General features: G+C 65.1%; 21 protein-coding genes. 14 read left to right on the top strand and 7 right to left on the bottom strand.

Annotated elements, in window-relative coordinates; translation table 11 throughout:
• Positions 1 to 302 precede the first annotated feature (302 nt).
• Both BM382_RS17400 and BM382_RS17395 read right to left on the bottom strand, forming a co-directional pair.
• Positions 303 to 1286 (bottom strand): phosphate ABC transporter substrate-binding protein PstS, encoded by a 984-nt coding sequence (locus BM382_RS17400; RefSeq protein ID WP_011064285.1) that lies wholly within the window; start codon positions 1284 to 1286, stop codon positions 303 to 305.
• A gap of 237 nt (positions 1287 to 1523) precedes the next feature.
• Entirely contained in the window at positions 1524 to 2813 is a 1290-nt protein-coding gene (locus tag BM382_RS17395) for an MFS transporter (protein WP_170866337.1), read from the bottom strand.
• A gap of 403 nt (positions 2814 to 3216) precedes the next feature.
• Between BM382_RS17395 and BM382_RS17390 the strand changes: the two genes are divergently transcribed.
• The gene (locus BM382_RS17390) at positions 3217 to 3621 is read left to right on the top strand and encodes an acyl-CoA thioesterase (RefSeq protein WP_003229628.1); all 405 of its coding nucleotides are present in this window, start codon (positions 3217 to 3219) and stop codon (positions 3619 to 3621) included.
• 58 nt (positions 3622 to 3679) lie between these two features.
• The gene (locus BM382_RS17385) at positions 3680 to 4579 is read left to right on the top strand and encodes a D-hexose-6-phosphate mutarotase (protein ID WP_072443431.1); all 900 of its coding nucleotides are present in this window, start codon (positions 3680 to 3682) and stop codon (positions 4577 to 4579) included.
• Between the two features lie 104 nt (positions 4580 to 4683).
• Here the strand turns inward: BM382_RS17385 and BM382_RS17380 are convergent, their stop codons facing one another.
• From BM382_RS17380 to BM382_RS17360, 5 genes are all read right to left on the bottom strand, one after another.
• Positions 4684 to 5220, bottom strand: coding sequence for a DUF3299 domain-containing protein (locus BM382_RS17380; RefSeq protein ID WP_011064288.1), 537 nt, complete (start codon positions 5218 to 5220; stop codon positions 4684 to 4686).
• 137 nt (positions 5221 to 5357) lie between these two features.
• The gene (locus BM382_RS17375; RefSeq protein ID WP_011064289.1) at positions 5358 to 5603 is read right to left on the bottom strand and encodes a GlsB/YeaQ/YmgE family stress response membrane protein; all 246 of its coding nucleotides are present in this window, start codon (positions 5601 to 5603) and stop codon (positions 5358 to 5360) included.
• 107 nt (positions 5604 to 5710) lie between these two features.
• Positions 5711 to 6793 (bottom strand): 5-(carboxyamino)imidazole ribonucleotide synthase, encoded by a 1083-nt coding sequence (locus tag BM382_RS17370; protein WP_011064290.1) that lies wholly within the window; start codon positions 6791 to 6793, stop codon positions 5711 to 5713.
• Positions 6794 to 6804: 11 nt separating this feature from the next.
• Positions 6805 to 7296 (bottom strand): 5-(carboxyamino)imidazole ribonucleotide mutase, encoded by a 492-nt coding sequence (purE, locus tag BM382_RS17365; protein ID WP_011064291.1) that lies wholly within the window; start codon positions 7294 to 7296, stop codon positions 6805 to 6807.
• 308 nt (positions 7297 to 7604) lie between these two features.
• Entirely contained in the window at positions 7605 to 8519 is a 915-nt protein-coding gene (locus BM382_RS17360) for a LysR substrate-binding domain-containing protein (RefSeq protein ID WP_011064292.1), read from the bottom strand.
• A gap of 181 nt (positions 8520 to 8700) precedes the next feature.
• Here BM382_RS17360 and aspA point away from each other — a divergent pair, with 181 nt between their 5' ends.
• The 12 genes from aspA (at position 8701) to BM382_RS17300 (ending at position 22069) form a co-directional block, all read left to right on the top strand.
• Positions 8701 to 10125 carry an aspartate ammonia-lyase gene (aspA, locus tag BM382_RS17355; protein WP_019094636.1) on the top strand — a complete coding sequence of 475 codons (1425 nt, stop codon included), beginning with the start codon at positions 8701 to 8703 and terminating at the stop codon, positions 10123 to 10125.
• A gap of 474 nt (positions 10126 to 10599) precedes the next feature.
• Positions 10600 to 10956: a DUF6124 family protein gene (locus tag BM382_RS17350; protein ID WP_072443429.1), complete on the top strand. Its 357-nt coding sequence runs from the start codon at positions 10600 to 10602 to the stop codon at positions 10954 to 10956.
• 201 nt (positions 10957 to 11157) lie between these two features.
• Entirely contained in the window at positions 11158 to 11883 is a 726-nt protein-coding gene (locus BM382_RS17345; RefSeq protein WP_072443427.1) for a hypothetical protein, read from the top strand.
• 93 nt (positions 11884 to 11976) lie between these two features.
• Complete coding sequence (locus BM382_RS17340) at positions 11977 to 12624, top strand: YcxB family protein (RefSeq protein WP_072443425.1); 648 nt, start codon at positions 11977 to 11979, stop codon at positions 12622 to 12624.
• 47 nt (positions 12625 to 12671) lie between these two features.
• Complete coding sequence (locus tag BM382_RS17335; RefSeq protein ID WP_072443424.1) at positions 12672 to 13691, top strand: beta-ketoacyl-ACP synthase 3; 1020 nt, start codon at positions 12672 to 12674, stop codon at positions 13689 to 13691.
• Positions 13691 to 14698: an NAD-dependent epimerase/dehydratase family protein gene (locus tag BM382_RS17330; RefSeq protein ID WP_072443422.1), complete on the top strand. Its 1008-nt coding sequence runs from the start codon at positions 13691 to 13693 to the stop codon at positions 14696 to 14698. Before BM382_RS17335 ends, BM382_RS17330 begins: the two co-directional genes overlap by 1 nt.
• Positions 14695 to 15549 carry an MBL fold metallo-hydrolase gene (locus BM382_RS17325; RefSeq protein ID WP_011064299.1) on the top strand — a complete coding sequence of 285 codons (855 nt, stop codon included), beginning with the start codon at positions 14695 to 14697 and terminating at the stop codon, positions 15547 to 15549. The genes BM382_RS17330 and BM382_RS17325 overlap by 4 nt, the downstream gene beginning before the upstream one ends.
• Complete coding sequence (locus BM382_RS17320) at positions 15539 to 16897, top strand: F390 synthetase-related protein (RefSeq protein WP_072443420.1); 1359 nt, start codon at positions 15539 to 15541, stop codon at positions 16895 to 16897. The genes BM382_RS17325 and BM382_RS17320 overlap by 11 nt, the downstream gene beginning before the upstream one ends.
• Positions 16885 to 18039 (top strand): ATP-grasp domain-containing protein, encoded by a 1155-nt coding sequence (locus tag BM382_RS17315; protein WP_072443418.1) that lies wholly within the window; start codon positions 16885 to 16887, stop codon positions 18037 to 18039. Before BM382_RS17320 ends, BM382_RS17315 begins: the two co-directional genes overlap by 13 nt.
• The gene (locus BM382_RS17310) at positions 18036 to 19175 is read left to right on the top strand and encodes a hypothetical protein (RefSeq protein WP_072443416.1); all 1140 of its coding nucleotides are present in this window, start codon (positions 18036 to 18038) and stop codon (positions 19173 to 19175) included. The genes BM382_RS17315 and BM382_RS17310 overlap by 4 nt, the downstream gene beginning before the upstream one ends.
• Entirely contained in the window at positions 19172 to 20188 is a 1017-nt protein-coding gene (locus BM382_RS17305) for an aromatic ring-hydroxylating oxygenase subunit alpha (protein ID WP_072443414.1), read from the top strand. The genes BM382_RS17310 and BM382_RS17305 overlap by 4 nt, the downstream gene beginning before the upstream one ends.
• Before the next feature lie 441 nt (positions 20189 to 20629).
• Entirely contained in the window at positions 20630 to 22069 is a 1440-nt protein-coding gene (locus tag BM382_RS17300; protein ID WP_011064304.1) for an alanine/glycine:cation symporter family protein, read from the top strand.
• Positions 22070 to 22158 lie beyond the last annotated feature (89 nt).

The following is a 22158-nucleotide window of genomic DNA, read 5'->3' as shown; positions in this document are numbered from 1 at the left end:
CGTATTGAAGTCAATGCGCTTGGGGGGAGAAGTCGTAGTCATGGTGGAGTTGGCCAGATCATTCATGCGCACACCCTAGCGATCCTGTATGACAGAAAGATGACAATGCAGTGACGCAACAAATCCGCCGCATGGCAGGGCCGGCAGCGGACAGAAAATGAGGTTGCAGGAGCCGGCAGGCCGACGAACCAGCCTTAAGCCTGGGTCGCCATTCCGGGCGCTTTCCCTGGCAAGCGGAACGCCGCCCGGCCAACTCCTACGAAAACGAGAAGGTCCGGGGAGCCCGGACCTTCGGAGGCGGCTTATGCGCCTTCTTTCAGGCCCAGGTCAGCCAGTGCCTTGGCGGCCACCTTGGCTGGCAGTGGGATGTAGCCGTCTTTGACGACCACTTCCTGACCCTGTTTGGACAGGACCAGTTTCACGAACTCGGCTTCCAGCGGGGCCAGAGGCTTGTTCGGGGCCTTGTTGACGTAGACGTAGAGGAAACGCGACAGCGGGTACTTGCCGTTCAGGGCGTTTTCTTCGGTGTCTTCGATGAAGTCGGTGCTGCCTTTCTTGGCCAGGGCCACGGTCTTCACGCTGGCGGTCTTGTAGCCGATGCCCGAGTAGCCGATGCCGTTCAGCGAGGAGCTGATGGATTGCACCACCGACGCCGAACCAGGCTGTTCGTTGACGTTAGGCTTGTAGTCGCCTTTGCACAGGGCTTCTTCCTTGAAGTAGCCGTAAGTGCCGGATACCGAGTTGCGACCGAACAGCTGAACCGGCTTGTTGGCCAGGTCGCCCTTCACGCCCAGGTCGCCCCAGGTCTTCACTTCTTCCTTGGCGCCGCACAGACGAGTCGAGGAGAAGATCGCGTCGACCTGTTCCATGGTCAGGTGCTGGATCGGGTTGTCCTTGTGCACGAACACGGCCAGGGCGTCCACGGCCACCGGGATAGCGGTTGGCTTGTAGCCGTACTTCTGCTCGAAGGCCGCCAGTTCCGTGTCCTTCATCTTGCGGCTCATCGGGCCCAGGTTGGAGGTGCCTTCGGTCAGCGCGGGTGGCGCGGTGGCGGAGCCGGCGGCCTGAATCTGAATGTTGACGTTCGGGTATTCTTTTTTGTAGTTCTCGGCCCACAGGGTCATCAGGTTCGCCAAGGTATCGGAACCGACGCTGGACAGGTTGCCCGACACACCAGTGGTCTTGGTGTAGCTCGGGATAGCAGGGTCAACAGCGGCAACCGCGTGGGCAGTCGCAACGCCAGCGGCGACAAAGGTCATTGCCGCCATCAAACGCTTCAGTTTCATGCCTTACTCCTAGCAGATAGGGTGTGTTAAGTCGGGGCCAAGTATCTGTAGGCCGTGTGAACACTCTATGTCCGGAATATGACAATTAGATGAAAGGCCAGCATTCCTGAACGGAAGCTGGCCTTTCTTTGTTCGGCGATAAAAACCTCTGTAGCCGCTGCCGCAGGCTGCGATCGACCCGCAGGGTCGCGGCGCCCTTCAGCGCACACCAGGGCCTGAGCGGCTACAGGGTGGTGGTCAGCGGCCCTTGGCCCACAGGTACAACCCCACCAGCAGGCCGATGCCGCAAATAATTGCAACATAATAGGCCGGGCCCATGGGGCTTTCCTTGAGCAGCCAGGTCACCACCATTGGCGTCAGGCCACCGAAGATCGCGTACGCCAGGTTGTAGGAAAACGACAGGCCGCTGAAGCGCACCACCGCCGGGAACGCCTTGACCATCACATAAGGCACCGCGCCGATGGTGCCGACGAACAGGCCGGTCAGGGCATACAGCGGGAACAGCCACTGCGGGTTGTCCAGCAGGCCGTGATAGAAGGTCCAGGAAGTGACCAGTAACAAGACGCTGCCGAACACGAACACCTTGCCCGCACCGAATCGGTCCGCCAGGGCACCCGAGGCCACGCAGCCCAGGCTCAGGAAGATAATGGCCAGGCTGTTGGCCTCCAGGGCGGTGATGGCCGGGAATTTATAGACGGTCTGCAGCACGGTGGGGGTCATCAGGATCACCACGATGATCCCGGCGGACAGCAGCCAGGTCAGCAGCATGGAAATCACGATCGCCCCGCGGTGATCACGCAGCACCGTGCGCAGCGGCAGTTCCTCGGCCAGGGCCTTGCGCAGTTGCAGTTCGGCGAACACCGGGGTTTCGTGGAGCAGGCGGCGCAGGTACACCGAGAACAGGCCGAACACCCCACCCAGCAGGAACGGGATCCGCCAGGCGTAATCCGCCACTTCCACCGGGGTATAGATGCTGTTGATCGCAGTGGCCACCAGCGACCCCAGGAGAATCCCGGCAGTCAGGCCCGAGGTCAGGGTGCCGCAGGCATAGCCGATATGCCGCTGGGGCACGTGTTCGGAAACGAACACCCAGGCCCCGGGCACTTCACCACCGATGGCCGCCCCCTGGATCACCCGCATCAGCAACAGCAGGATCGGCGCCCACATGCCGATCTGCGCGTAGGTCGGCAACAGGCCCATGATCAGGGTCGGCACCGCCATCATGAAGATGCTCAGGGTGAACATCTTCTTGCGCCCCAGCAGGTCGCCAAAGTGGGCCATGACGATCCCGCCCAGGGGCCGCGCCAGGTAACCGGCCGCGAAGATCCCGAAGGTCTGCATCAGGCGCAGCCACTCGGGCATGTCCGCCGGGAAGAACAGCTTGCCGACCACGGTGGCAAAGAACACGAAGATGATGAAGTCGTAGAACTCCAGCGCCCCGCCCAGGGCAGACAGGGACAATGTCTTGTAGTCACTACGGGTCAACGGACGGGCGGGTTGCGCAGGCTGCGCGGCGCTCGAGGGCACAGTGGTCATGGCAAGGGCTTCTCTTATTAGTCGGTTCTGGAAGCCGCAACAGCGCTGGTTGGGGCCTGGCAGGTTCGGCACGATAGCAAATTGTTCGAATGCGTACACAGCGGCGCACAAATGACTCACAAATTTGCGAACTGGACGGGTCGTCGCGGAGTCTATCGACCGATATACTCGCAGACCTCGAAGCGCAAAGCCGCTTCTGGCAAGGGTTGCTGTGCGAAAACGCTGCTGCGCGCCCCTGGCCCTGGCCAGCGCCAGTCGATTTCGCAGAGTTTCCCTTTAGCACGCCTTAGAAAGAACGTGACGAACGTAGTATGTTCGGGCTGAATCGTTTTTCCTGAAGACGGCTATTCACCTGAAGTACCCATGAAGCGTCACGGGTCAGAGGCCCCCCGGCATGATAGAACTCGAACAAGAAGATCCAATCCCGCAAGGCGACCTGGCCTTGCAAATCACCGCACTGCCCCGTGAAACCAACGGCTTTGGCGATATTTTCGGCGGCTGGCTGGTCGCGCAGATGGACCTGGCGGGCACCGCCATGGCCAGCCGCGTGGCCGGCGGCCGGGTGGCCACGGTGGCCATCGACCGCATGGCGTTCCTGGTGCCGGTGGCGGTGGGCGCGCAGCTGTCCTTCTACACCCAGACCCTGGAGATCGGCCGCAGCTCGATCCAGATGATGGTGGAAGTGTGGAGCGACGACCCGCTGTCCAGCGAATGGCGCAAGGTCACCGAGGCAGTGTTCGTATTCGTCGCCATCGATGGCAGTGGCCGCACCCGCTCGGTTCCGCCGCGCGCGCGCTAAACCTGATGACCGTTCTGCGGTCCATAGCAGCCCACACCTTGCGAACGAGAACAGCAGCATGCCTACGCCCCAGGTCGAAACGGTAAAACTGGATGAACTGAACTGCTGGCGCATCCGCCACGGTGACGCCGAACTGCTGGTGGCCCAGCAGGGCGCGCACATCCTCAGTTATCAAGTGGCCGGGCAACAGCCGCTGATCTGGCTCAACGACGAGGCCGTGTTCAAGCGCGGCAAGAGCATCCGCGCCGGGGTGCCGGTGTGCTGGCCCTGGTTCGGCAACTTTGCCCGCAACCCGCAGGCGGTGCAGGCCATGCGCCAAGGCACTGACCCGGCGCCGGCCCACGGCCTGGTGCGGGCCACCGACTGGGAGCTGCTGGGCATCGAAAGCCAGGGCGACAGCCTGCTGGTGGAGCTGCGCCTGCCCTGCCCCGCGGGTGGTTTTCCCGGCTGGCCCCATCAAGTGGAACCGCGCCTGAGCATCCGCCTCGACCAGCAACTGCACATCAGCCTCAGCAGCCACAACCTGGGCACTGAAAGCGTGAGCATCAGCCAGGCGCTGCACAGCTACTTCGCGGTCAGCGATGTGCGCCAGGTGCAGGTCGAAGGCGTGGACGGGCTGAGCTACATCGAAACCCTGGAAGACTGGAAGACCAAGGTCCAGAGCGGCAGCCTGCACTTTACCGGCGAGACCGACCGCATCTACCTGAACGCCCCGGCGCTGCTGGAGATCGTCGATCCGGACTGGCAACGACGGATCCGCCTGCGCAGCGAAGGCTCGCGCACCGCGGTGATCTGGAACCCCTGGATCGACCGCGCCGCCCAATTCAGCGACATGGCCGACGACGGCTGGCAGCGCATGCTGTGCATCGAGACCGCCAACGTGATGGACGACATCGTCACCCTGGCCCCGGGCGCCAGCCACACCCTGAGCGTCAGCATCAGCGCCGCCCCGCTCTGACTCCACCTGCCCCGTAGGAGCTGGCTTGCCAGCGAAGAGGCCCTCAAGACCGCGTTCGCCGGCAAGCCGGCTCCTACCGTTCAGCGGCGTTCAAATGCGCCGCTTCAGAGATCCGATTCCTTGACCACCCGCACCTTCGCCGCATCCAGGGCATAGGCGGCATCGGCCAGGTCGTTGCTGACCTTTTCGATCTTCAGGGTGCCGGTCACCCACAGCGGCGTGTAGATGTCGTCCAGCTTCAAGCCCTTGGGAAAACGCACCAGCACCAGCTGGTTGGGCGGCGGTGGCGGCACGTGGATGCAGGCGCCCGGGTACGGCACCAGGAAGAACAGCGTGCTGCGCCCCTTGGCATCGGCTTCCAGCGGCACCGGATAACCGCCGATGCGGATCTGCTTGTCATTCATGGCCGGCACGGTCTTGGTGGAATACATCACCGCCGGCAACCCCTTGCTCTGCTTCAGGCCGCCCTTTTCGGTGAAGGTGCCATTGGCTTCCGGGGAGTTGTGGTCGATTTCCGGCATCTGCTCCAGGGCCTTCTGGTCCGACTTGGGCATCAGCTCCAGCCAATCGGTTTCCGGCAGTTCGCCAGCCTGGGCCAGGCCGCAGCCCAGCAGAACAAAGGTCAATAGAAGACGGCGCATGTGAGGGTGGCTCGGTCAAAAGGGAAGGACGGGAAAACCCGGGCATTCTAGTGCCCAGACCGTCAGATGCGTTGAAGTTTCAGATGAAGAAAAAGGCTCCCCTCCGCGCGGACGGCAGAGGGGGCTTGTAGCGTGGTTCAGCTCTTCTTGACGAAGCCGTAGATCACCAGCAGGACGATCGCGCCCACCAGCGCACCGATGAAACCGGCGCCCTGGCCAGCCTGGTAGATACCCAGCGCCTGGCCGCCATATGTGGCTGCCAGCGAACCGCCGATACCCAGCAGGATGGTCATGATCCAGCCCATGCTGTCGTCTCCCGGTTTGAGGAAGCGCGCCAGCAGACCAACGATCAAGCCGATGAAAATGGTTCCAATAATGCCCATGGCTGTTCCTCTGTAAGGGGGGTTCAAGCCAAAGCCTAGCCAGCACTTTGGCATCCTGCTATCAGAGAACGGCGGGAAACGAAGGTTCCCGCCAGCCAGAGGATTTGTTACTCGGCGATCAGCGCTTGCACCTTGAGGATCTGCGCTTGCAGGGTCGCCTGATCGGCGCAGCGCAGGTTGGCGTGGCCGACCTTGCGACCGACCTTGAAGGCCTTGCCGTAGTGGTGCAGGTGGCAGTCGTCGATGGCGATGACCTTGTCCACCGGCGGCACTTCGCCGATGAAGTTGATCATGGCGCTCTCACCGACCTTGGCCGTGGAGCCCAGGGGCAGGCCGGCCACCGCCCGCAGGTGGTTTTCGAACTGGCTGCACTCGGCGCCTTCGGTGGTCCAGTGCCCGGAGTTGTGCACCCGCGGAGCAATCTCGTTGGCCTTGAGGCCGCCGTCCACTTCGAAGAACTCGAAAGCCATTACGCCGACGTAATCCAACTGCTTGAGCACGCGGCTGGAGTAGTCCTCGGCCAGGGCCTGCAACGGGTGGTCACTGCTGGCCACCGACAGGCGCAGGATGCCGCTGTCGTGGGTGTTGTGCACCAGCGGGTAGAAACGGGTTTCACCGTCACGGGCGCGCACGGCGATCAGCGAGACTTCACCGGTGAAGGGCACGAAGCCTTCCAGCAGGCAAGGCACGCTGCCCAGTTCGGCGAAGGTGCCTTCGACGTCGGCGGCGCTGCGCAGGACCTTCTGGCCCTTGCCGTCGTAACCCAGGGTGCGGGTCTTGAGCACGGCCGGCAGGCCGATGCGCGCCACGGCGGCGTCGAGATCCGCCTGGGACTGGATGTCGGCGAACTCCGGAGTAGGAATCCCCAGGTCCTTGAACATGCTCTTCTCGAACCAGCGATCGCGGGCGATGCGCAGGGCTTCGGCGCTCGGGTAGACCGGCACGAACTGCGAGAGGAAGGCCACGGTTTCCGCCGGCACGCTCTCGAATTCGAAGGTCACCAGGTCCACTTCATCGGCCAGCTGGCGCAGGTGGTCCTGGTCGCCGTAGTCGGCCCGCAGGTGTTCACCGAGGGCGGCGGCACAGGCGTCCGGCGCCGGGTCGAGGAAAGCGAAGTTCATTCCCAGCGGAGTCCCCGCCAGGGCCAACATGCGGCCCAGCTGGCCGCCACCGATTACACCGATCTTCATCGTCAACAACCTCAGGCGACGCGCGGGTCTGGATTGTCCAGGACGCTGTCTGTCTGTTCAGCACGGAATTTTTTCAGCACCGCATGGAACTGCGGGTGCTTGGCGCCCAGGATGCTCGCCGAGAGCAGCGCCGCGTTGATCGCGCCGGCCTTGCCGATGGCCAGGGTGGCCACGGGGATGCCGGCCGGCATCTGCACGATGGACAGCAGCGAATCCACGCCCGAGAGCATCGACGACTGCACCGGCACGCCCAGCACCGGCAGGTGGGTCTTGGCCGCGCACATGCCCGGCAGGTGCGCCGCGCCGCCGGCACCGGCGATGATCACCTCGATGCCTCGCGCCTCAGCCTCATCGGCGTACTGGAACAGCAGGTCCGGGGTGCGGTGTGCGGAAACCACCTTCACCTCGTAAGGGATGCCGAGCTTTTCCAGCATATCGGCGGTGTGGCTAAGGGTGGACCAATCGGACTTGGAGCCCATGATCACGCCAACCAGTGCACTCATCGTCGTGCCTCTTCTCTCTGGGCGCCCGCAGGCGCGTCAAAAACAACAAGCCACGCGAAATGCGTGGCTTAAATTGTACGAATTATGGCCAGGCGAACCGGCCGAAGGCCGCGCAGTATACCGAAAAAGGCGCGTTAAACGCACTTTCGCCGACCATCTGCAAAACAAAGTATTTCCGGCGCAAAACCCCGGTTTTATTGACTCCCAGGTCAATCCCGTCCCCCCTCGCAGGCGCTGGCTTACCAGCGAACAGGCCCACCCTGCGATCACCGCCCTCCCGGCCGACGCTTTCACCGGCAAGCCGGCTCCTACGTGGCCGCAGCTTGCGCGGCAGCGCCTTCCAGCTTGCGCCACAGCAAGCGTACGTTGGCCTTGCGCACCAGGGCGCAGCGGTACAGGCGAATCTCCAGCGGCACATGCCATTGCGCCCCGCCGCAGACCACCAGCTCGCCCCGGGCCAGCTCGGCGCGCACGCTCAGTTGCGGCACCCAGGCAATGCCCAGGCCTTCCAGGGCCATGCTCTTGAGGCTGTCGGCCATGGCGGTTTCATAGACGGTGGTGAAACGCAGGTTGCGCTGGCGCAGCAGCAGGTTCACCGAACGCCCGAGGAAAGCCCCGGCGCTGTACGCCAGCAACGGCACGCTGGCCTCGCCTTCCAGGTCGAACAGCGGCTTGCCCTGGGCATCGGCGGCGCACACCGGGAGCATCTCGGTGTGCCCCAGGTGCAGCGAGGGGAAGATTTCCGAGTCCATCTGCAAGGCCGCGTCCGGGTCATAGAAGGCCAGCATCAGGTCGCAACCGCCTTCGCGCAGGGCGTGCACCGCATCACCGACGTTGGTGGCCACCAGCCGCGTGGCGATGTTCAGCCCTTCGTTGCGCAGTTGGGCGATCCAGCGCGGGAAGAAGCCCAGCGCCAGGGAGTGGGCAGCCGCCACCTGCATCACCTCGCCCTGCCCGCCTTCCAGGTGGTGCAGGTGACGCACCACCTCGCCGAGCTGTTCGACCACGGTGCGCGCGGTCACCAGGAACAACTGCCCCGCTGCCGTCAGCTCCACCGGCGTGCGCGAGCGGTTGACCAGGGTCAGGCCCAGGGCCGCTTCCAGGCTGCGGATCCGCCGGCTGAAGGCCGGCTGGGTCACGAAACGTCGCTCGGCAGCCTGGGAAAAGCTGCGGGTGGCGGCCAGGGCACTGAAGTCCTCGAGCCATTTGCTTTCCAGATTCATCACGTCCTCCCGGACACGCACCATTTTAGGTCACACGCTCGCCGGCAACCCGGCGTCACACCGGCATTATGCCGAATATGCATAGCCCAGTGTTTAACAGCATTGGCCCAAAAAATCCCTTCGGCCTAGGATTCGCAGCGTTCCCGGCACAGACCGGGTCCCTACCGAGATGATCTCCGTCATGTCCTCCGCTGCATCTTTCCGCACAGAAAAAGACCTGCTTGGCGTACTCGAAGTACCGGCTCAAGCGTATTACGGCATCCAGACCCTGCGAGCGGTGAACAACTTCCGCCTCTCCGGCGTTCCGATTTCGCACTACCCAAAACTGGTCGTGGCCCTGGCAATGGTCAAGCAGGCAGCTGCTGACGCCAACCGCGAACTGGGTCATCTGAGCGAAGCCAAGCATGCAGCCATCAGCGAGGCTTGTGCCCGCCTGATCCGCGGCGACTTCCACGAAGAGTTCGTGGTGGACATGATTCAAGGCGGCGCTGGCACTTCGACCAACATGAATGCCAACGAAGTCATCGCCAACATCGCGCTGGAGGCCATGGGCCACAGCAAGGGCGAATACCAGTACCTGCACCCGAACAACGACGTGAACATGGCGCAGTCCACCAACGACGCCTACCCGACCGCGATCCGCCTGGGTCTGCTGCTGGGCCACGACGCGCTGCTGGCCAGCCTCGACAGCCTGATCCAGTCGTTCGCCGCCAAGGGTGAAGAATTCAGCCACGTCCTGAAGATGGGCCGTACCCAGCTGCAAGACGCCGTGCCGATGACCCTCGGCCAGGAATTCAAGGCCTTCGCCACCACCCTGGGTGAAGACCTGGCTCGCCTGAAGACCCTGGCGCCGGAAGTGCTGACCGAAGTCAACCTGGGCGGCACCGCCATCGGTACCGGCATCAACGCCGACCCGCGCTACCAGCACCTGGCCGTACAACGCCTGGCCACCATCAGCGGCCAGCCGCTGGTACCGGCCGCCGACCTGATCGAAGCCACCTCCGACATGGGCGCCTTCGTGCTGTTCTCCGGCATGCTCAAGCGCACCGCGGTCAAGCTGTCGAAGATCTGCAACGACCTGCGCCTGCTGTCCAGCGGCCCACGCACCGGCATCAACGAAATCAACCTGCCAGCGCGTCAGCCCGGCAGCTCGATCATGCCCGGCAAGGTCAACCCGGTCATCCCGGAAGCGGTCAACCAGGTGGCGTTCCAGATCATCGGCAACGACCTGGCCCTGACCATCGCGGCCGAAGGCGGCCAGCTGCAACTGAACGTGATGGAGCCGCTGATCGCCTTCAAGATCTTCGACTCGATCCGCTTGCTGCAACGCGCCATGGACATGCTGCGCGAGCACTGCATCACCGGCATCACCGCCAACGAAACCCGTTGCCGTGAACTGGTGGAGCACTCCATCGGCCTGGTCACCGCGCTGAACCCGTACATCGGCTATGAAAACGCCACCCGTATCGCCCGCATCGCCCTGGAAAGTGGCCGTGGCGTACTGGAACTGGTGCGCGAAGAAGGCCTGCTGGACGACGCCATGCTCGACGACATCCTGCGTCCGGAAAACATGATTGCCCCGCGTCTGGTTCCGCTGAAAGCCTAACCGCCGCGACCCCGAAACATGCAACACCGCTCACCAGGTTGAGGGACTAGACACCTCTCACCTTTTGAGGGCTTGGAGATACGTCTCCAGGCCCTTTTTTTTGCCTGGAGAAAAGCAGAGTTTGTAAGGGGATGCCGCCCGGCATCGAAGCGGATTCGCTTTGTTTTGTAGGGCAAATCCGAGAGAATCCCCAACGCCTTTGAGCGCCTTGTACCCCTTCGAACGATCAGGCAGTCTCCCGGTGCCGCTGCCAAATCAGCGGCCCGGATGTGGAAGTTCGGACCTGAGTAAGCATGAGCGCTCATGAGCATGGCTCGACGCATAGTCGTCGGCATCGCTTTATGGCGGTTGTGCGCGGGACACCTTCGGGTGTGCTGGGTTACTCAGTCCCGGTCTTCCACACCCTCGCACAACTGCCCCCCCTCATGTGGAAGTGAGCTCGGCAGTCCGTTAACTACTGAGTGAGTGACCGTCATGAAAAAGCTCGTCCCCGATCCACCCTTGTCCACCGATCATCCGCGCCGCGACCCGGAGCTGGACCACGCCAACGCCAACCTGCTGGCCGCCTTGCACGGCACCCGTCATCGCCCCTTCGGCCTGCGCGATGGCCGGGGCCACCCGCTGTTCGCCGTGCAACCCCAGGTGAATGCCGAAGACGCCCTGATGCACGTCTCCTTACTGCTCAAATGCGCCGAAGAGGTGTCCGATGAAATCACCGAACGGGCCAGCGGCATCGAACGCGGGCTGATCTGGTCCATGGTGCATTCCGTGGAAATGGCCCGCGCCGTGGTGGACGCCCTGCTCGACGGCGCCCGCCCAGCCCCCGCCTAAACACCGCCCCGTAGGAGCTGGCTTGCCAGCGAAGAGGCCTGCCCTGCCTTCACCGAAATCCGGCCGACGCCTTCGCCGGCAAGCCGGCTCCTACAGGTCTTGCGAGCGTTATGGTCCCTTGTTTTAAACCAGCACAATCCATCGCCCGCAGTGGATAATCGCCTCTCTCAAACATCCGCCATCCCCGAGGCACCGCAGTCGATGGACCCGACGCACACCCAAGCTCTGCAACAGCTACGCAAGCTGATCCCCATCGGCCTGCGCCATGCCCAGGCCCTGCTCGCCCGCTGCGCCAATAATCCGCAGCAAGCCGCCGAGTTCTACAAAGCCGAGCTGTTGCAGGTGCTGGTAGACAAATCCGGCCTGCCCCCCGAGCAAGCACGAGAACACTTGCTCAACGCCGGTTACGACCTGAACTGCGCCCTGCACGCTATAGAAGAAGCGCGCTTCACCCTGACCCAGCGCATCCTGCGCAAGCATCACCGGGACAAGGGCCAGGCCCTGGACCTGATCGCTCAGGCCATCGAAACCGCCGAGCAACTGCCGCGTCAGTACTGGCTGGATTTCCAGCGACTGGAACAACTGCCCCCGGCGCTGCGCTGCTTCATGGTGCTCCACGAGTGGCTGGCCTTCGAGGACTGGGAGGGTTTCGACAGCGCCCTGCACTTTCACCTGCCCCAGGCCATCGCTCAGTTCAGGTACCTGCAACTGGACGCCCTGGCGCACACCCTGGAACAGGCCGATCAGCGCCAGCAACAGGTGCGGGCCGCCCATGCTGCAAGCGACAGCGCCACCGAGCTGGCGGCTCGGGTCAATCAGGACCCGCTCTTCAACCGTTGCCAGGACAGTTATCGCCAACATCGAGCCCAGCTCGACGAGCGTCTGTTGGAGTGGGTGGAACAGCATCTGCCAGCATTTCCCGCCTGAGCGGCTCTGTCGCCGCTCATGCCACTCCTCGTCACACCCCAGAAGCCGGTAGACTGCCGCCCTCACCGAACACGGACCTCGGATTCAGCCCCCATGGAATTGCACTACCGCATCACCCCCGCCCACACCGAAGCCTGGATTGCCGAACCGCTGAAGCAGGAATTGCTCAAGGATGATCAGCAGCATGTCCGGGCCATGAGCACATTTGCCCGGTGGCAAAGCCGCTTTATCGGTCCCGTGATGTTCACCCTGTGTCTGATCGGCGGCTGCCTGTCGATCTATTTCCCCGAGCGGACCTTCACCCCGGAGAAGGTCATCGCCATGGTGGCGTTCGCCTTGATCTTCATCCCCCTGTGGTGGCGCTTTTCCGGGCGCTGGATCAAGCACCTGCAAGCCCGTATTGCCGCCACCCCGATCAAACCCCAAGCGCCGTTGCGCGGGTTGAGTCAGCGCCTGATCGAAACCCGGTTGCGAGCCGTCGAAGGCACCTATTGCCTGAACTTCGACGACCAGGGCTTCACCCTGCTCAACACCCGCGGAGGTCAGAGCAGCCTGGCCTGGAAGCAGATCGCAAGCGTGCAGGAAATTCCCGACTTCTACCTCGTGGCGGACGCCGATATGGAGCGTCAAGGCGTGGCCTGCTTCATCGCCAAACACACTGACCTGATGCCCACCGAGGCCTACCAGCAGGGGCTGCAAGCCTTCCTGAGCCAATGCCCGGCGGCACTGCCAGCGCACTAACCGCCTCTCTCAACGCCAGCCCCGACGCCCACACACACGGAATTTGCATGCACACATCAGCGTCCTCCCCTCGCCCGGCCCGCGCCCTGGCCATCCTCGGCACGGGCCATGCCCTGCCGCAGCGGGTGGTCACCAGTGCCGAGCTGGACCGCCAGCTCGGCCTGGAAACCGGCAGCGTGGCGCGCATCAGCGGAGTGCAGCAGCGTCACGTCGCCGACCCTGCGGACACCGCCGCCAGCCTCGGCGCCAGCGCCGCGCGCCGGGCCCTGCACGCGGCGGGCCTGGAGCTTGGCCAACTGGACCTGATCGTCTGCGCCAGCGGCACCATGGACCAGGGCATGCCCTGCAACGCCGCGCTGCTGCAACGGGAGCTGGGCCTGGGCCAGTCAGGCATTCCGGCCATGGACATCAACGCCAGTTGCCTGGGCTTTATTGCCGCCCTGGACACCCTGTCCTGGCCGATCCAGGCCGGGCATTACCGGCGCGTGCTGCTGGTGTGCGCCGACATCGCCTCCTGCGGCCTGGACTGGCAACAGGTGGAAGTCTGCGGCATCTTCGGCGACGGCGCGGCAGCGGTGGTGCTGGAAGCGGGCGACGGCGGCCCGAAGATCCTCGCCTCGCGCCTCAAGACCTACGCCGAAGGCGCCGCGCTGTGCCAGATCCCCGCCGGCGGTTCGCGCTTTCATCCGCGGCGCATCCAGGTGCCGTTCGAGCCCCTGACCAGTTTCACCATGCAGGGCAAAGGCGTGTTCCGCCTCGCGGCCAAGCACCTGCCCGAACTGATGGACGATTTGCTGCAGCAAGCCGCACTGTCCCTTGCGCAGATCGACTGGATCATCCCCCATCAAGCCAGCCAACAGGCCATGCAGCATGCGGCCAAACGCCTGAGCCTGGGGCCGGAGAAAGTCATCGATATCTTTGCCCAGCATGGCAATCAGGTGGCGGCGTCCCTGCCCACCGCTCTGGATATCGCGGTGCGCGACGGGCGCATTCAACGCGGACAAACCCTGATGCTGATCGGCACCGGCGCGGGCCTGTCCCTCGGCGGCATGATCCTGGAGTTTTGATGAAGATCCTGGTCACCGGCGGCACCGGTTTTATCGGACGGCATCTGGTCTGGAAGCTGGCCGCCGAAGGCTGCGAGGTGCAGTTCAGCGGGCGCAACCCCGAGGCGGCGGCGCAAGTCATTGCCCACAGCCCGGCGCCCGTGCGCTGGCTGCCCCTGGAGCACGGCAGCCCGCTGGCCAAACGCCTGCTGGCCGATGCCAGCCGCGAGCATGACGCCATCGTGCATTGCGCCGCCTTGTCTTCACCCTGGGGTTCGCCCCAGGCCTTCGCCCGGGCCAACCTCGACTCCACCGCCGAGGTGATCCACGCCTGCGGCAAGAACCGCATCCCGCGGCTGGTGCATATCTCCACCCCCAGCCTGTATTTCAACTTCAGTGATCGCCTGGGCATCCGCGAAGACCAGCCACTGCCGCCACCGGTGAACGACTACGCCCGCAGCAAGGCCCAGGCCGAAACCCTGCTGGCAGACGCCAAGCTGCCCGAATGCGTGATCCTGCGCCCCCGGGCGGTGTTCGGCCCCTGGGACGCAACCCTGATGCCGCGCCTGCTGCGGGTGATGCAACGGGGGGCGATTCCGCTGATGCGCGGCGGCCAGGCACAGTTGGACCTGACCTGCGTCGACAATCTGGTGCACGCGGTGTGGCTGGCGCTGACCCGGCCGCTGCCGCGCCCGCTGTGCGTGTACAACCTGAGCAACGGCACGCCGCTGGCCTTCAAGGACCTGCTGCAACAGATGGCCGAGCACTTCCGCCTGCCCCTGCGCACCCGTCGCCTGCCCTGGCCCCTGGTGCATGGCCTAGCGCGCCTGCTGGAGCTCAAGGCACGGCTGGGCAACGGCGCCGAACCCCTGATCACCCGCTACGGCGCAGGCGTCCTGGCCTTCAGTCAGACCCTGGACATCAGCGCCATCCAGCGCGAGCTGGGCTATCGCCCGGTGATCAGCCAAGACCAGGGCATCGCCCTGCACGCCCAATGGTGGCTGGCCCAACAGAGGCAACGAGCATGAGCCGCAGCGTGAGCTTGAAGATCCTGCGGGCCGGCTGGTGCCAGCACCTGGAATGCATGGCCGACCGTGGCGGGCGCCTGGCGCCGGTGCAATTTCCGGCACTGTGCGGGCTGATCCAGCACCCGGAGCACGGCTGGATTTTGTACGACACCGGCTACGCCGAGCACTTCTTCCAGGCCACCCGCGCCCTGCCCGAGCGCCTGTACCGCAGCGCAGTGCCGGTGCAGTTGCCGGTAGTCGAGCAACTGGGGGCGCAGCTGCATGAGCTGGGCATCGGCCCGGGGGATATCCGCCATGTGATCATTTCCCACTTCCACGCCGACCATATCGCCGGGCTGCGGGATTTTGCCAATGCGCGCTTTATCGCCCTGGAAGCCGATTACCGGCATATCGACAGCCTGCGCGGCCAGCGTTGGCGCGCCACCCTTGGCGGCCATCTGCCGGGCTTGCTGCCGGACGACTTCAGCGCCCGCCTGCGCCTGGCCGAAGCCAGCCCCAACTGTGCGCTGCCAAGCTGGATGGCGCCCTTCGAGCAAGGCCTGGACCTGTTCGGCGATGGCAGCCTGATCGGCGTACCGCTGCCGGGGCACAGCGCCGGCCAGCTGGGCCTGTTCATCCCCGATGCCCAGGGCCGGCCGGTGTTCCTGGTGGCCGACGCCTGCTGGTCGGTGCCGGCCTGCCGCGCCGAGCGCCTGCCGGCCGCCCCGGCACTGTGGTTTGCCAGCGCCGACCGTCAGCAATACGTGCGCACCTACAGCGGCCTGGGCCAGTTGATTCGCCGCGAACCGGCGGTGGCGGTGCTGCCGTCCCATTGCACCCAGGCCTGGGAGGCGTTCGCCAATGAACAGTGAGCGCCTGCTGGGCACTCTGCGCAGCATCGGTTCATTCGTGTTCAGCCGCTACGCCCTGCGCTTTCGCCGCCGTGAGCGGCTGGAAGCCTGGCAGGCCCGGCGCCTGCGGCACTTCATGGCCAAAGTCCTGCCCCGTGGCCAGCGCTTCAACGGGCTGACCCAAGACGGCCTGCACAACTTGCCGCTCATGGACAAAGCCGCCCTGATGAGCGACTTCGCCGCCTTCAACACCCGCGCCCTGAGCCTGGAACAGGTGTTGCCGGTGGCCCTGCAGGCCGAGCGTTCCCGGGACTTCAGCCCGACCCTGGGGGACATCACCGTGGGCCTGTCCAGCGGCACCTCGGGGGCCCAGGGGGTGTTCCTGGTCAGCAGTGTGGAACGCCAATGCTGGGCCGGCATCCTGCTGGCGCGCACCCTGCCCCGGGCGCTGCTGCCCCGGCTGCTGTGCCCCTGGCTGGCGCCGCTGCGGATCGCCTTCTTCCTGCGGGCCAATAGCCGCCTGTACACCACCCTCGCCAGCCGCCGCATCGACTTCGCCTTTCATGACCTGACTCTAGGCCTGACCGCCTCCCTGCAACGCCTCAACCAGCAGCATCCGGACGTGCTGGTGGCTCCGGCCACGGTGCTGCGCGGGCTGGCCCAGGCGGCCCTGGCCGGGCAGCTGACAATCCGCCCACGGCACATCCTGTCGGTGGCCGAAGTGCTGGAAAGCACCGACGCCGAGCTGGTCCAGCAAGCCTTCGGGCGCAAGCCGCAGCAGATCTATCAGGCCAGTGAAGGCTTTCTCGGCTACACCTGCGAGGCTGGCACCCTGCACCTGAATGAAAGTCACCTGCACATCGAGCCGCAATGGCTGGACCCTGAGCGCACGCGCTTCCAGCCGATCATCACCGACTTTTCCCGGCGTACGCAGCTGATCGTGCGTTATCGCCTCAACGACATCCTGCGGGTGGCCAGCGCGCCCTGCCCCTGTGGCCGTGCGGAGCGGGCCATCGCCGCCGTGGAAGGCCGCGCCGACGAGATCCTCTGGCTGCCCCGGCTCGACGGCCAGCAGCTGGCACCGCTCTACCCTGACGTATTGCGCCGGGCCCTGCTGATGCTGGGGGCGGAACTGGAGGAGTACCAGATTCACCAGCGCGGGCTGCTCTGGCAGGCCAACCTGCGTACCTCGGGCGACTACCACGGGCTGTGCCAGCGCTTGAGCGAAGCCCTGGCCGAACTCTGCGCGCAACAAGGGCTGCAGGCGCCGCAGCTGAGCTTCGGCCACTGGCAGGCACCACCGCCACAAACAAAAAGACGCCGTCTGCTGATGCTGCAACTACCCGAGGGACTGCCATGCGTGTATTGATTCTCGGCGCCCGGGCCCCGGCCTGCCTGGAGTGGGCCCGGGCCTTTAGCCAAGCCGGCTGGACGGTGACCGTGGCCGATTCCCTGGCCCAGCCCCTGAGCCGCTTCAGCCGCGCCGCCGAGCACTTCGTGCGCCTGCCGGAACCCCGCCACGACCCGGATGCCTGGATCGAAGCCCTGGCCGGGGTCATCCGCCAACAGGCCATCGACCTGCTGCTGCCGACCTGTGAAGAGGTGTTCTACCTGGCCCACGGCCTGGAGCGCTTGCGGCCTTTGTGTCGGGTGTTCACCAGCGACTTCGAGCTGCTGCACCGCCTGCATCACAAGGGCGATTTTGCTGCCATGACCCAGGGCTGGGACGTGGCCGCGCCGCCGACTCAGGTGCTGCATGACCCGGCCGCGTTGCAAGCACTGGCGGCAGAGCACGATGCCCTGGTGTTCAAGCCGGCCTATTCGCGCTTCGCCTCCCAGACCCTGATCCGCCCGAGCCCGGCGCAACTGGCCAAGGTCCGCCCCAGTAGCGATGCGCCCTGGGTGGCCCAGCGTTTTGTCCCCGGCCAGGAGTACTGCAGCTTCAGCGTGCTGGTGGACGGCCAGTTGCGCGCCCACAGCAGCTATCAGCCGCGCTACCGGGTTGGGCGCGGCTCGGGGATCTACTTCCACAGCTGTGCCCCAGCGCCGATCCGTGCGTTTCTGGAACAGTTCGGCCAGGCCACCGGCTACACCGGGCAGGTGGGTTTCGACTTTATCGAAGACCAGCAGGGCCGCTTCCATGTCCTGGAGTGCAACCCCAGGGCCACCAGCGGCGTGCACCTGTTCGACGACCAGCGCGTGCAGTTGGTAGCGGCGCTGGGCAGCGAAGCCGACGCAGCGCTGGAGGCGACCCTGGAACCCCGGATGATCGCCCTGGCCATGCTGCTTCTGGCGGCGCCGCAACGGGCCTTGAGCCGCACGTTCTGGCACGACTACCAACAAGCCCGGGACGTGATCGTCCAGGACGGCGATCGCGGCCCGCTGACCGCCCAGTTGCTGAGCCTGAGCGAGATCATCGGCCGCGCCCTGACCCGCCGTTGCGGGCTGCTGGCCGCCTCCACCGCCGATATCGAGTGGAACGGCCAACCCCTGGGAGCGCCGCGCCGATGAAACTGTTGCTGCCCGAGCAACTGGCCCTTGAGCCCCCGAGCATTGGCGACAGCCACGCCCGGCAGTACGTGCGCACCTGCGCCGGCGGCGCGCTGATCGGCAACGTCAGCACCGCCCTGGCCCTGCTGGACACCGGCCGCCAGCAGTTCCCGGTGAGCATCAACCACGGCCACGACCCTGTGGATAACTGCTACGTGGTCTCGCCACAAACTGCCTACAGCGGCTATGCCCGGGAAGAACTGCAGCGCCTGAAACGGCCCTGGCTGGCCTGGCCCTTGAAGCTGCTGACCCAAGGCGTGGACCGGTTGCTGAGCGCGGCCAAGGTCGACCGCCTGGTGCAGGTCAACAACTGGCTGCTGTCGACCAATCTCTACCCGGCCGACTGGGATGGCGCGGATTTGCCGGCGATCACCGAACTGCTGCGCCGGCAGTTTCCCGACCACGGCTTTGGCTTTCGCTCGCTCAACGACTTCAGCAACCTCGAACTGCGCAAGCGCCTGCAAGCCCTGGGCTACCTGGCGATCCCCAGCCGTCAGGTGTACCTGTTCGACGGCCGCGAGGGCGAAAATTCAGCCTTCCTGCGCCACCACAACACCCGCCTGGATGCCACCCTGCTGCGCCGCAGCCCTTATACGGTGGTGCCCGGCAGCGAGCTGAGCGAGGCCGACTTCCAGCGCATCGAGCAGCTGTACAACCTGCTCTACCTGGACAAATACAGCCGCCTCAACCCCCACTACAGCGCCCACTGGCTGCAACGCGGGCAGGCCGAAGGCTGGCTGGATGTGCGCGCCCTGCGCAACGCCGAAGGGCGCATTGACGGCGCCCTGGGCTGGTTCGCCAACAGCGCGCTGATCAGCACCCCCATCGTCGGCTACGACACCGCCCTGCCCCAGCGCGCCGGCCTGTACCGGCAACTGACCAGGCTGTGCCTGCAAGAAGCGGTGAACCGTCGTCAGGTGCTCAACTTCAGCTCCGGCGCCGCCGCCTTCAAGCGCCTGCGCGGCGGCCAGCCCGAAATCGAATACAGCCTGATCCACGTCGCCCACCTGCCCTGGTCGCGGCGCCTGGTGTGGCAACTGATGGGCCTGCTGCTGCAACGAATCGGCGTACCGCTGATGAGGAAGCTCAAACTGTGAACAGTCACGCGGGCTGGTGGCCCGTCGCCCTGAGCCGGCAGCTGCACAAGCAGCCCCTGGCCTGCACCCTGCACGGCGTACCGCTGGTGCTGTTTCGCGATGCCGACGGCGCCGCCGCCGTGCTGCCGGACCGCTGCCCCCACCGCTTTGCGCCACTGAGCGCCGGGCGGGTGCGCGACGGGCAGGTCCAGTGCCCCTACCACGGCTGGCGCTTCGACCCCCAGGGCCGCTGCACTCAGTTGCCCGGCCAGGAGCAGCAGCGGTGCAGCCAGCCCTTGTTGCAGCCGCTGCACAGCTGCGAAGCCCAGGGGCTGGTGTGGGCCAGCCTCGCCAGCGAGCGGCCGAATGCCCCGCCGGTGGCCGCCGCCGAGCAGGCCCAGGCCCTGGATGTGTTCTGGATCAGCGACCGGGTGCAGTGCAGCTTGCAGGACGCTGCGGAGAACTTCCTCGACGGCTTCCACACCCATTTCGTGCACGCTGGCTGGATCCGCCACGACCGCCAGCGCCAGCGGATTCGTGCCTGGGTGCATCAGCTCGAAGACGGGGTTGAGGCGCAGTACAGCGAAGAAGGCACCCAATCCGGGCTGATATCCCGGCTGTTCGAAGGCGAACGCGGCCTCAGCATGGGGCGCTTTCGCCTGCCGGGGCTGGCGGAAATCGAATACCGCGACCGCCAGGGCCGGCTCAACCTGCTGGTCAGCGCCTGGCTGACCCCGACTGCCGAGGGCGAACTGCGCCTGTTCGCGCGCATCGCCACGGCCCGCGGGCGCTTGCCGGGCTGGCTCAAGCGCGCTGTGCTGCAACCCTTGTTCAAGGTGATCCTCAAACAGGACCGGCAGATCCTCGAACAGGTCAGCGCCAACCAGCAGCGCTTTGCCCGGGTGCCGCTGCGCTGGCACCGGCCCACCCCTCTGGACAGCTCGCTGGATCTGCTGGGGCCGTGGATTCGGCAATTACTGGAACAAGGTGAACTGAAGGACTTCCAAGAGTGCCGAGAGGAATTCTGGCTGTAATCCCGTAGGAGCCGGCTTGCCAGCGAACAGGCCCTCAAGACCGGCGCCGCTCAAACGGGCCCCTTCGCTGGCAAGCCAGCTCCTACGGTTGGCAACAGTATCGCGAGGATGATGCGGGCCCCTTGGGGCCCCTGTTCGCGGGGTTTTGCGGGGCGCGACAAGAACCGATTCAGCCCCCCGTACAGCCTGCCGTTCCTCGGCTCGACGCGCTATATGCAGACGGCGAGCCCGCGCACCGGTATAGTGCGCCCCCTCTTCACGTGGACAGCCGTCGGTAACGAGGCTCAAACCCACGGGAAACCCGAACTAATAACAACCCGCGAATAGAGAACCGGGACGAACAATCGCCCCACCGCTTTGCCGTGCGTGCAATCAGCGGTGTAACAGAATGTTTCCGTCTGCTCTGCTTTTGCCTACACAAAAAACAGCGAGGAATAATCCATGCTCGAAGTCATCAACGACTTCCTCTCAGGGAAAGTGCTGATCGTGCTCATTGTCGGGCTCGGCAGCTACTTCACGATCCGCTCGCGTTTCGTTCAATTGCGCCACTTCCTCCACATGTTCGCGGTGTTCCGTGACAGCCTGAAAAGCAGCGGCGGCCAGCTCAGCTCGTTCCAGGCGCTGATGCTCAGCCTCGCCGGCCGGGTCGGCGCGGGCAACATTGCAGGCGTCGGCATCGCCGTGACCCTGGGTGGCCCGGGCGCGGTGTTCTGGATGTGGGTGACCGCGCTGGTCGGCATGTCCAGCAGCTTCTTCGAATGCACCCTGGCCCAGGTCTACAAGCGCGCCGACGGCGACGGCCTGTACCGCGGCGGCCCGGCCTACTACATCGAGCACGGCCTGAAGCGCAAAGGCATGGCGGTGGTGTTCTCCATCCTGCTGCTGGTCACCTACGGCTTCGCCTTCATCGGCCTGCAGTCCTACACCGTGACGCACTCGCTGCAGGATGCCTTTGCCTTCGACCCAAGCCACACCGGCATCGTCCTGGCGGTGCTGCTGGCCATTACCTTCATCGGCGGCATCAAGCGCATCGCCGCAGTGTCCGACCTGCTGGTCCCGATCAAGACCCTGGCCTACATCGCCGTGACCCTGTACGTGATCGGCACCCAGATCGAACAAGTGCCGGCCATGCTGGAGACCATCATCAAGAGCGCCTTCGGCCTCGACCCGGCCTTCGGCGGCCTGCTCGGCAGCGCCATCGTCATGGGCGTGAAGCGTGGCGTGTTCGCCAACGAAGCGGGCCTGGGCAGTGCGCCCAACGTCGCTGCCGTGGCCGCCGTGAAGCACCCGGGCGCCCAGGGCGTGGTCCAGGCCTTCAGCGTGTTCCTCGACACCTTCGTGATCTGCACCTGCACCGCGCTGCTGATCCTGCTGTCGGGCTTCTACACCCCGGGCTTCGAAGGCGACGGCATTGTCCTGACCCAGAACTCGCTGGCCGCCGTGGTCGGTGACTGGGGTCGCCTGTTCGTCAGCGTCGCGCTGTCGCTGTTCGTCTTCACCTGCATCCTCTACAACTACTACCTGGGCGAGAACAGCCTGCAGTTCCTCACCCGCAACCGCACCGTGCTGATGCTGTTCCGCGGCCTGGTGCTGGCGCTGGTGGTATGGGGTTCGATGCAGGACCTTTCGACCGTGTTCGCCTTCGCCGACATCACCATGACCTGCCTGGCCTTCGTCAACCTGGTGGCCCTGGCCATGCTGTTCAAGGTCGGCCTGCGGGTGATGCGCGACTACGACGAGCAGCGCCGCGCCGGCGTCGCCCAGCCGGTGTTCGACTCGCGCAAGTTCGCCGATCTGGACCTGGACCTGAAGGCCTGGCCCGCCGAACCCTCGGCCACCGCCGAGGCCGAGCCGCAAGGCGTGCCCGCAGCGCAACGCTGACGGGTGAACGACGGGCGCATCCTCTGCACCCGTCGGTTACAGTGCGATAAATGTGCGAGCGGGCTTGCCCGCTCCCACAGGTACTCACC

The sequence above is a fragment of the Pseudomonas sp. NFPP25 genome (assembly GCF_900116505.1).
In the GTDB taxonomy this organism is placed as follows: domain Bacteria; phylum Pseudomonadota; class Gammaproteobacteria; order Pseudomonadales; family Pseudomonadaceae; genus Aquipseudomonas; species Aquipseudomonas protegens.
The sequence above is the reverse complement of the archived record's forward strand: the minus strand, read 5'-3'. Positions and strand labels throughout refer to the sequence as shown.

Coding starts and splice junctions, on each gene's coding strand:
- BM382_RS17310 (WP_072443416.1), top strand. CDS start 18,036: ATGAAACTGTTGCTGCCCGAGCAACTGGCCCTTGAGCCCCCGAGCATT.
- BM382_RS17330 (WP_072443422.1), top strand. CDS start 13,691: ATGAAGATCCTGGTCACCGGCGGCACCGGTTTTATCGGACGGCATCTG.
- purE (WP_011064291.1), bottom strand. CDS start 7,296: ATGAGTGCACTGGTTGGCGTGATCATGGGCTCCAAGTCCGATTGGTCC.
- BM382_RS17350 (WP_072443429.1), top strand. CDS start 10,600: ATGAAAAAGCTCGTCCCCGATCCACCCTTGTCCACCGATCATCCGCGC.
- BM382_RS17400 (WP_011064285.1), bottom strand. CDS start 1,286: ATGAAACTGAAGCGTTTGATGGCGGCAATGACCTTTGTCGCCGCTGGC.
- BM382_RS17360 (WP_011064292.1), bottom strand. CDS start 8,519: ATGAATCTGGAAAGCAAATGGCTCGAGGACTTCAGTGCCCTGGCCGCC.
- BM382_RS17320 (WP_072443420.1), top strand. CDS start 15,539: ATGAACAGTGAGCGCCTGCTGGGCACTCTGCGCAGCATCGGTTCATTC.
- aspA (WP_019094636.1), top strand. CDS start 8,701: ATGTCCTCCGCTGCATCTTTCCGCACAGAAAAAGACCTGCTTGGCGTA.
- BM382_RS17340 (WP_072443425.1), top strand. CDS start 11,977: ATGGAATTGCACTACCGCATCACCCCCGCCCACACCGAAGCCTGGATT.
- BM382_RS17325 (WP_011064299.1), top strand. CDS start 14,695: ATGAGCCGCAGCGTGAGCTTGAAGATCCTGCGGGCCGGCTGGTGCCAG.
- BM382_RS17390 (WP_003229628.1), top strand. CDS start 3,217: ATGATAGAACTCGAACAAGAAGATCCAATCCCGCAAGGCGACCTGGCC.
- BM382_RS17345 (WP_072443427.1), top strand. CDS start 11,158: ATGGACCCGACGCACACCCAAGCTCTGCAACAGCTACGCAAGCTGATC.
- BM382_RS17315 (WP_072443418.1), top strand. CDS start 16,885: ATGCGTGTATTGATTCTCGGCGCCCGGGCCCCGGCCTGCCTGGAGTGG.
- BM382_RS17380 (WP_011064288.1), bottom strand. CDS start 5,220: ATGCGCCGTCTTCTATTGACCTTTGTTCTGCTGGGCTGCGGCCTGGCC.
- BM382_RS17300 (WP_011064304.1), top strand. CDS start 20,630: ATGCTCGAAGTCATCAACGACTTCCTCTCAGGGAAAGTGCTGATCGTG.
- BM382_RS17370 (WP_011064290.1), bottom strand. CDS start 6,793: ATGAAGATCGGTGTAATCGGTGGCGGCCAGCTGGGCCGCATGTTGGCC.
- BM382_RS17335 (WP_072443424.1), top strand. CDS start 12,672: ATGCACACATCAGCGTCCTCCCCTCGCCCGGCCCGCGCCCTGGCCATC.
- BM382_RS17385 (WP_072443431.1), top strand. CDS start 3,680: ATGCCTACGCCCCAGGTCGAAACGGTAAAACTGGATGAACTGAACTGC.
- BM382_RS17375 (WP_011064289.1), bottom strand. CDS start 5,603: ATGGGCATTATTGGAACCATTTTCATCGGCTTGATCGTTGGTCTGCTG.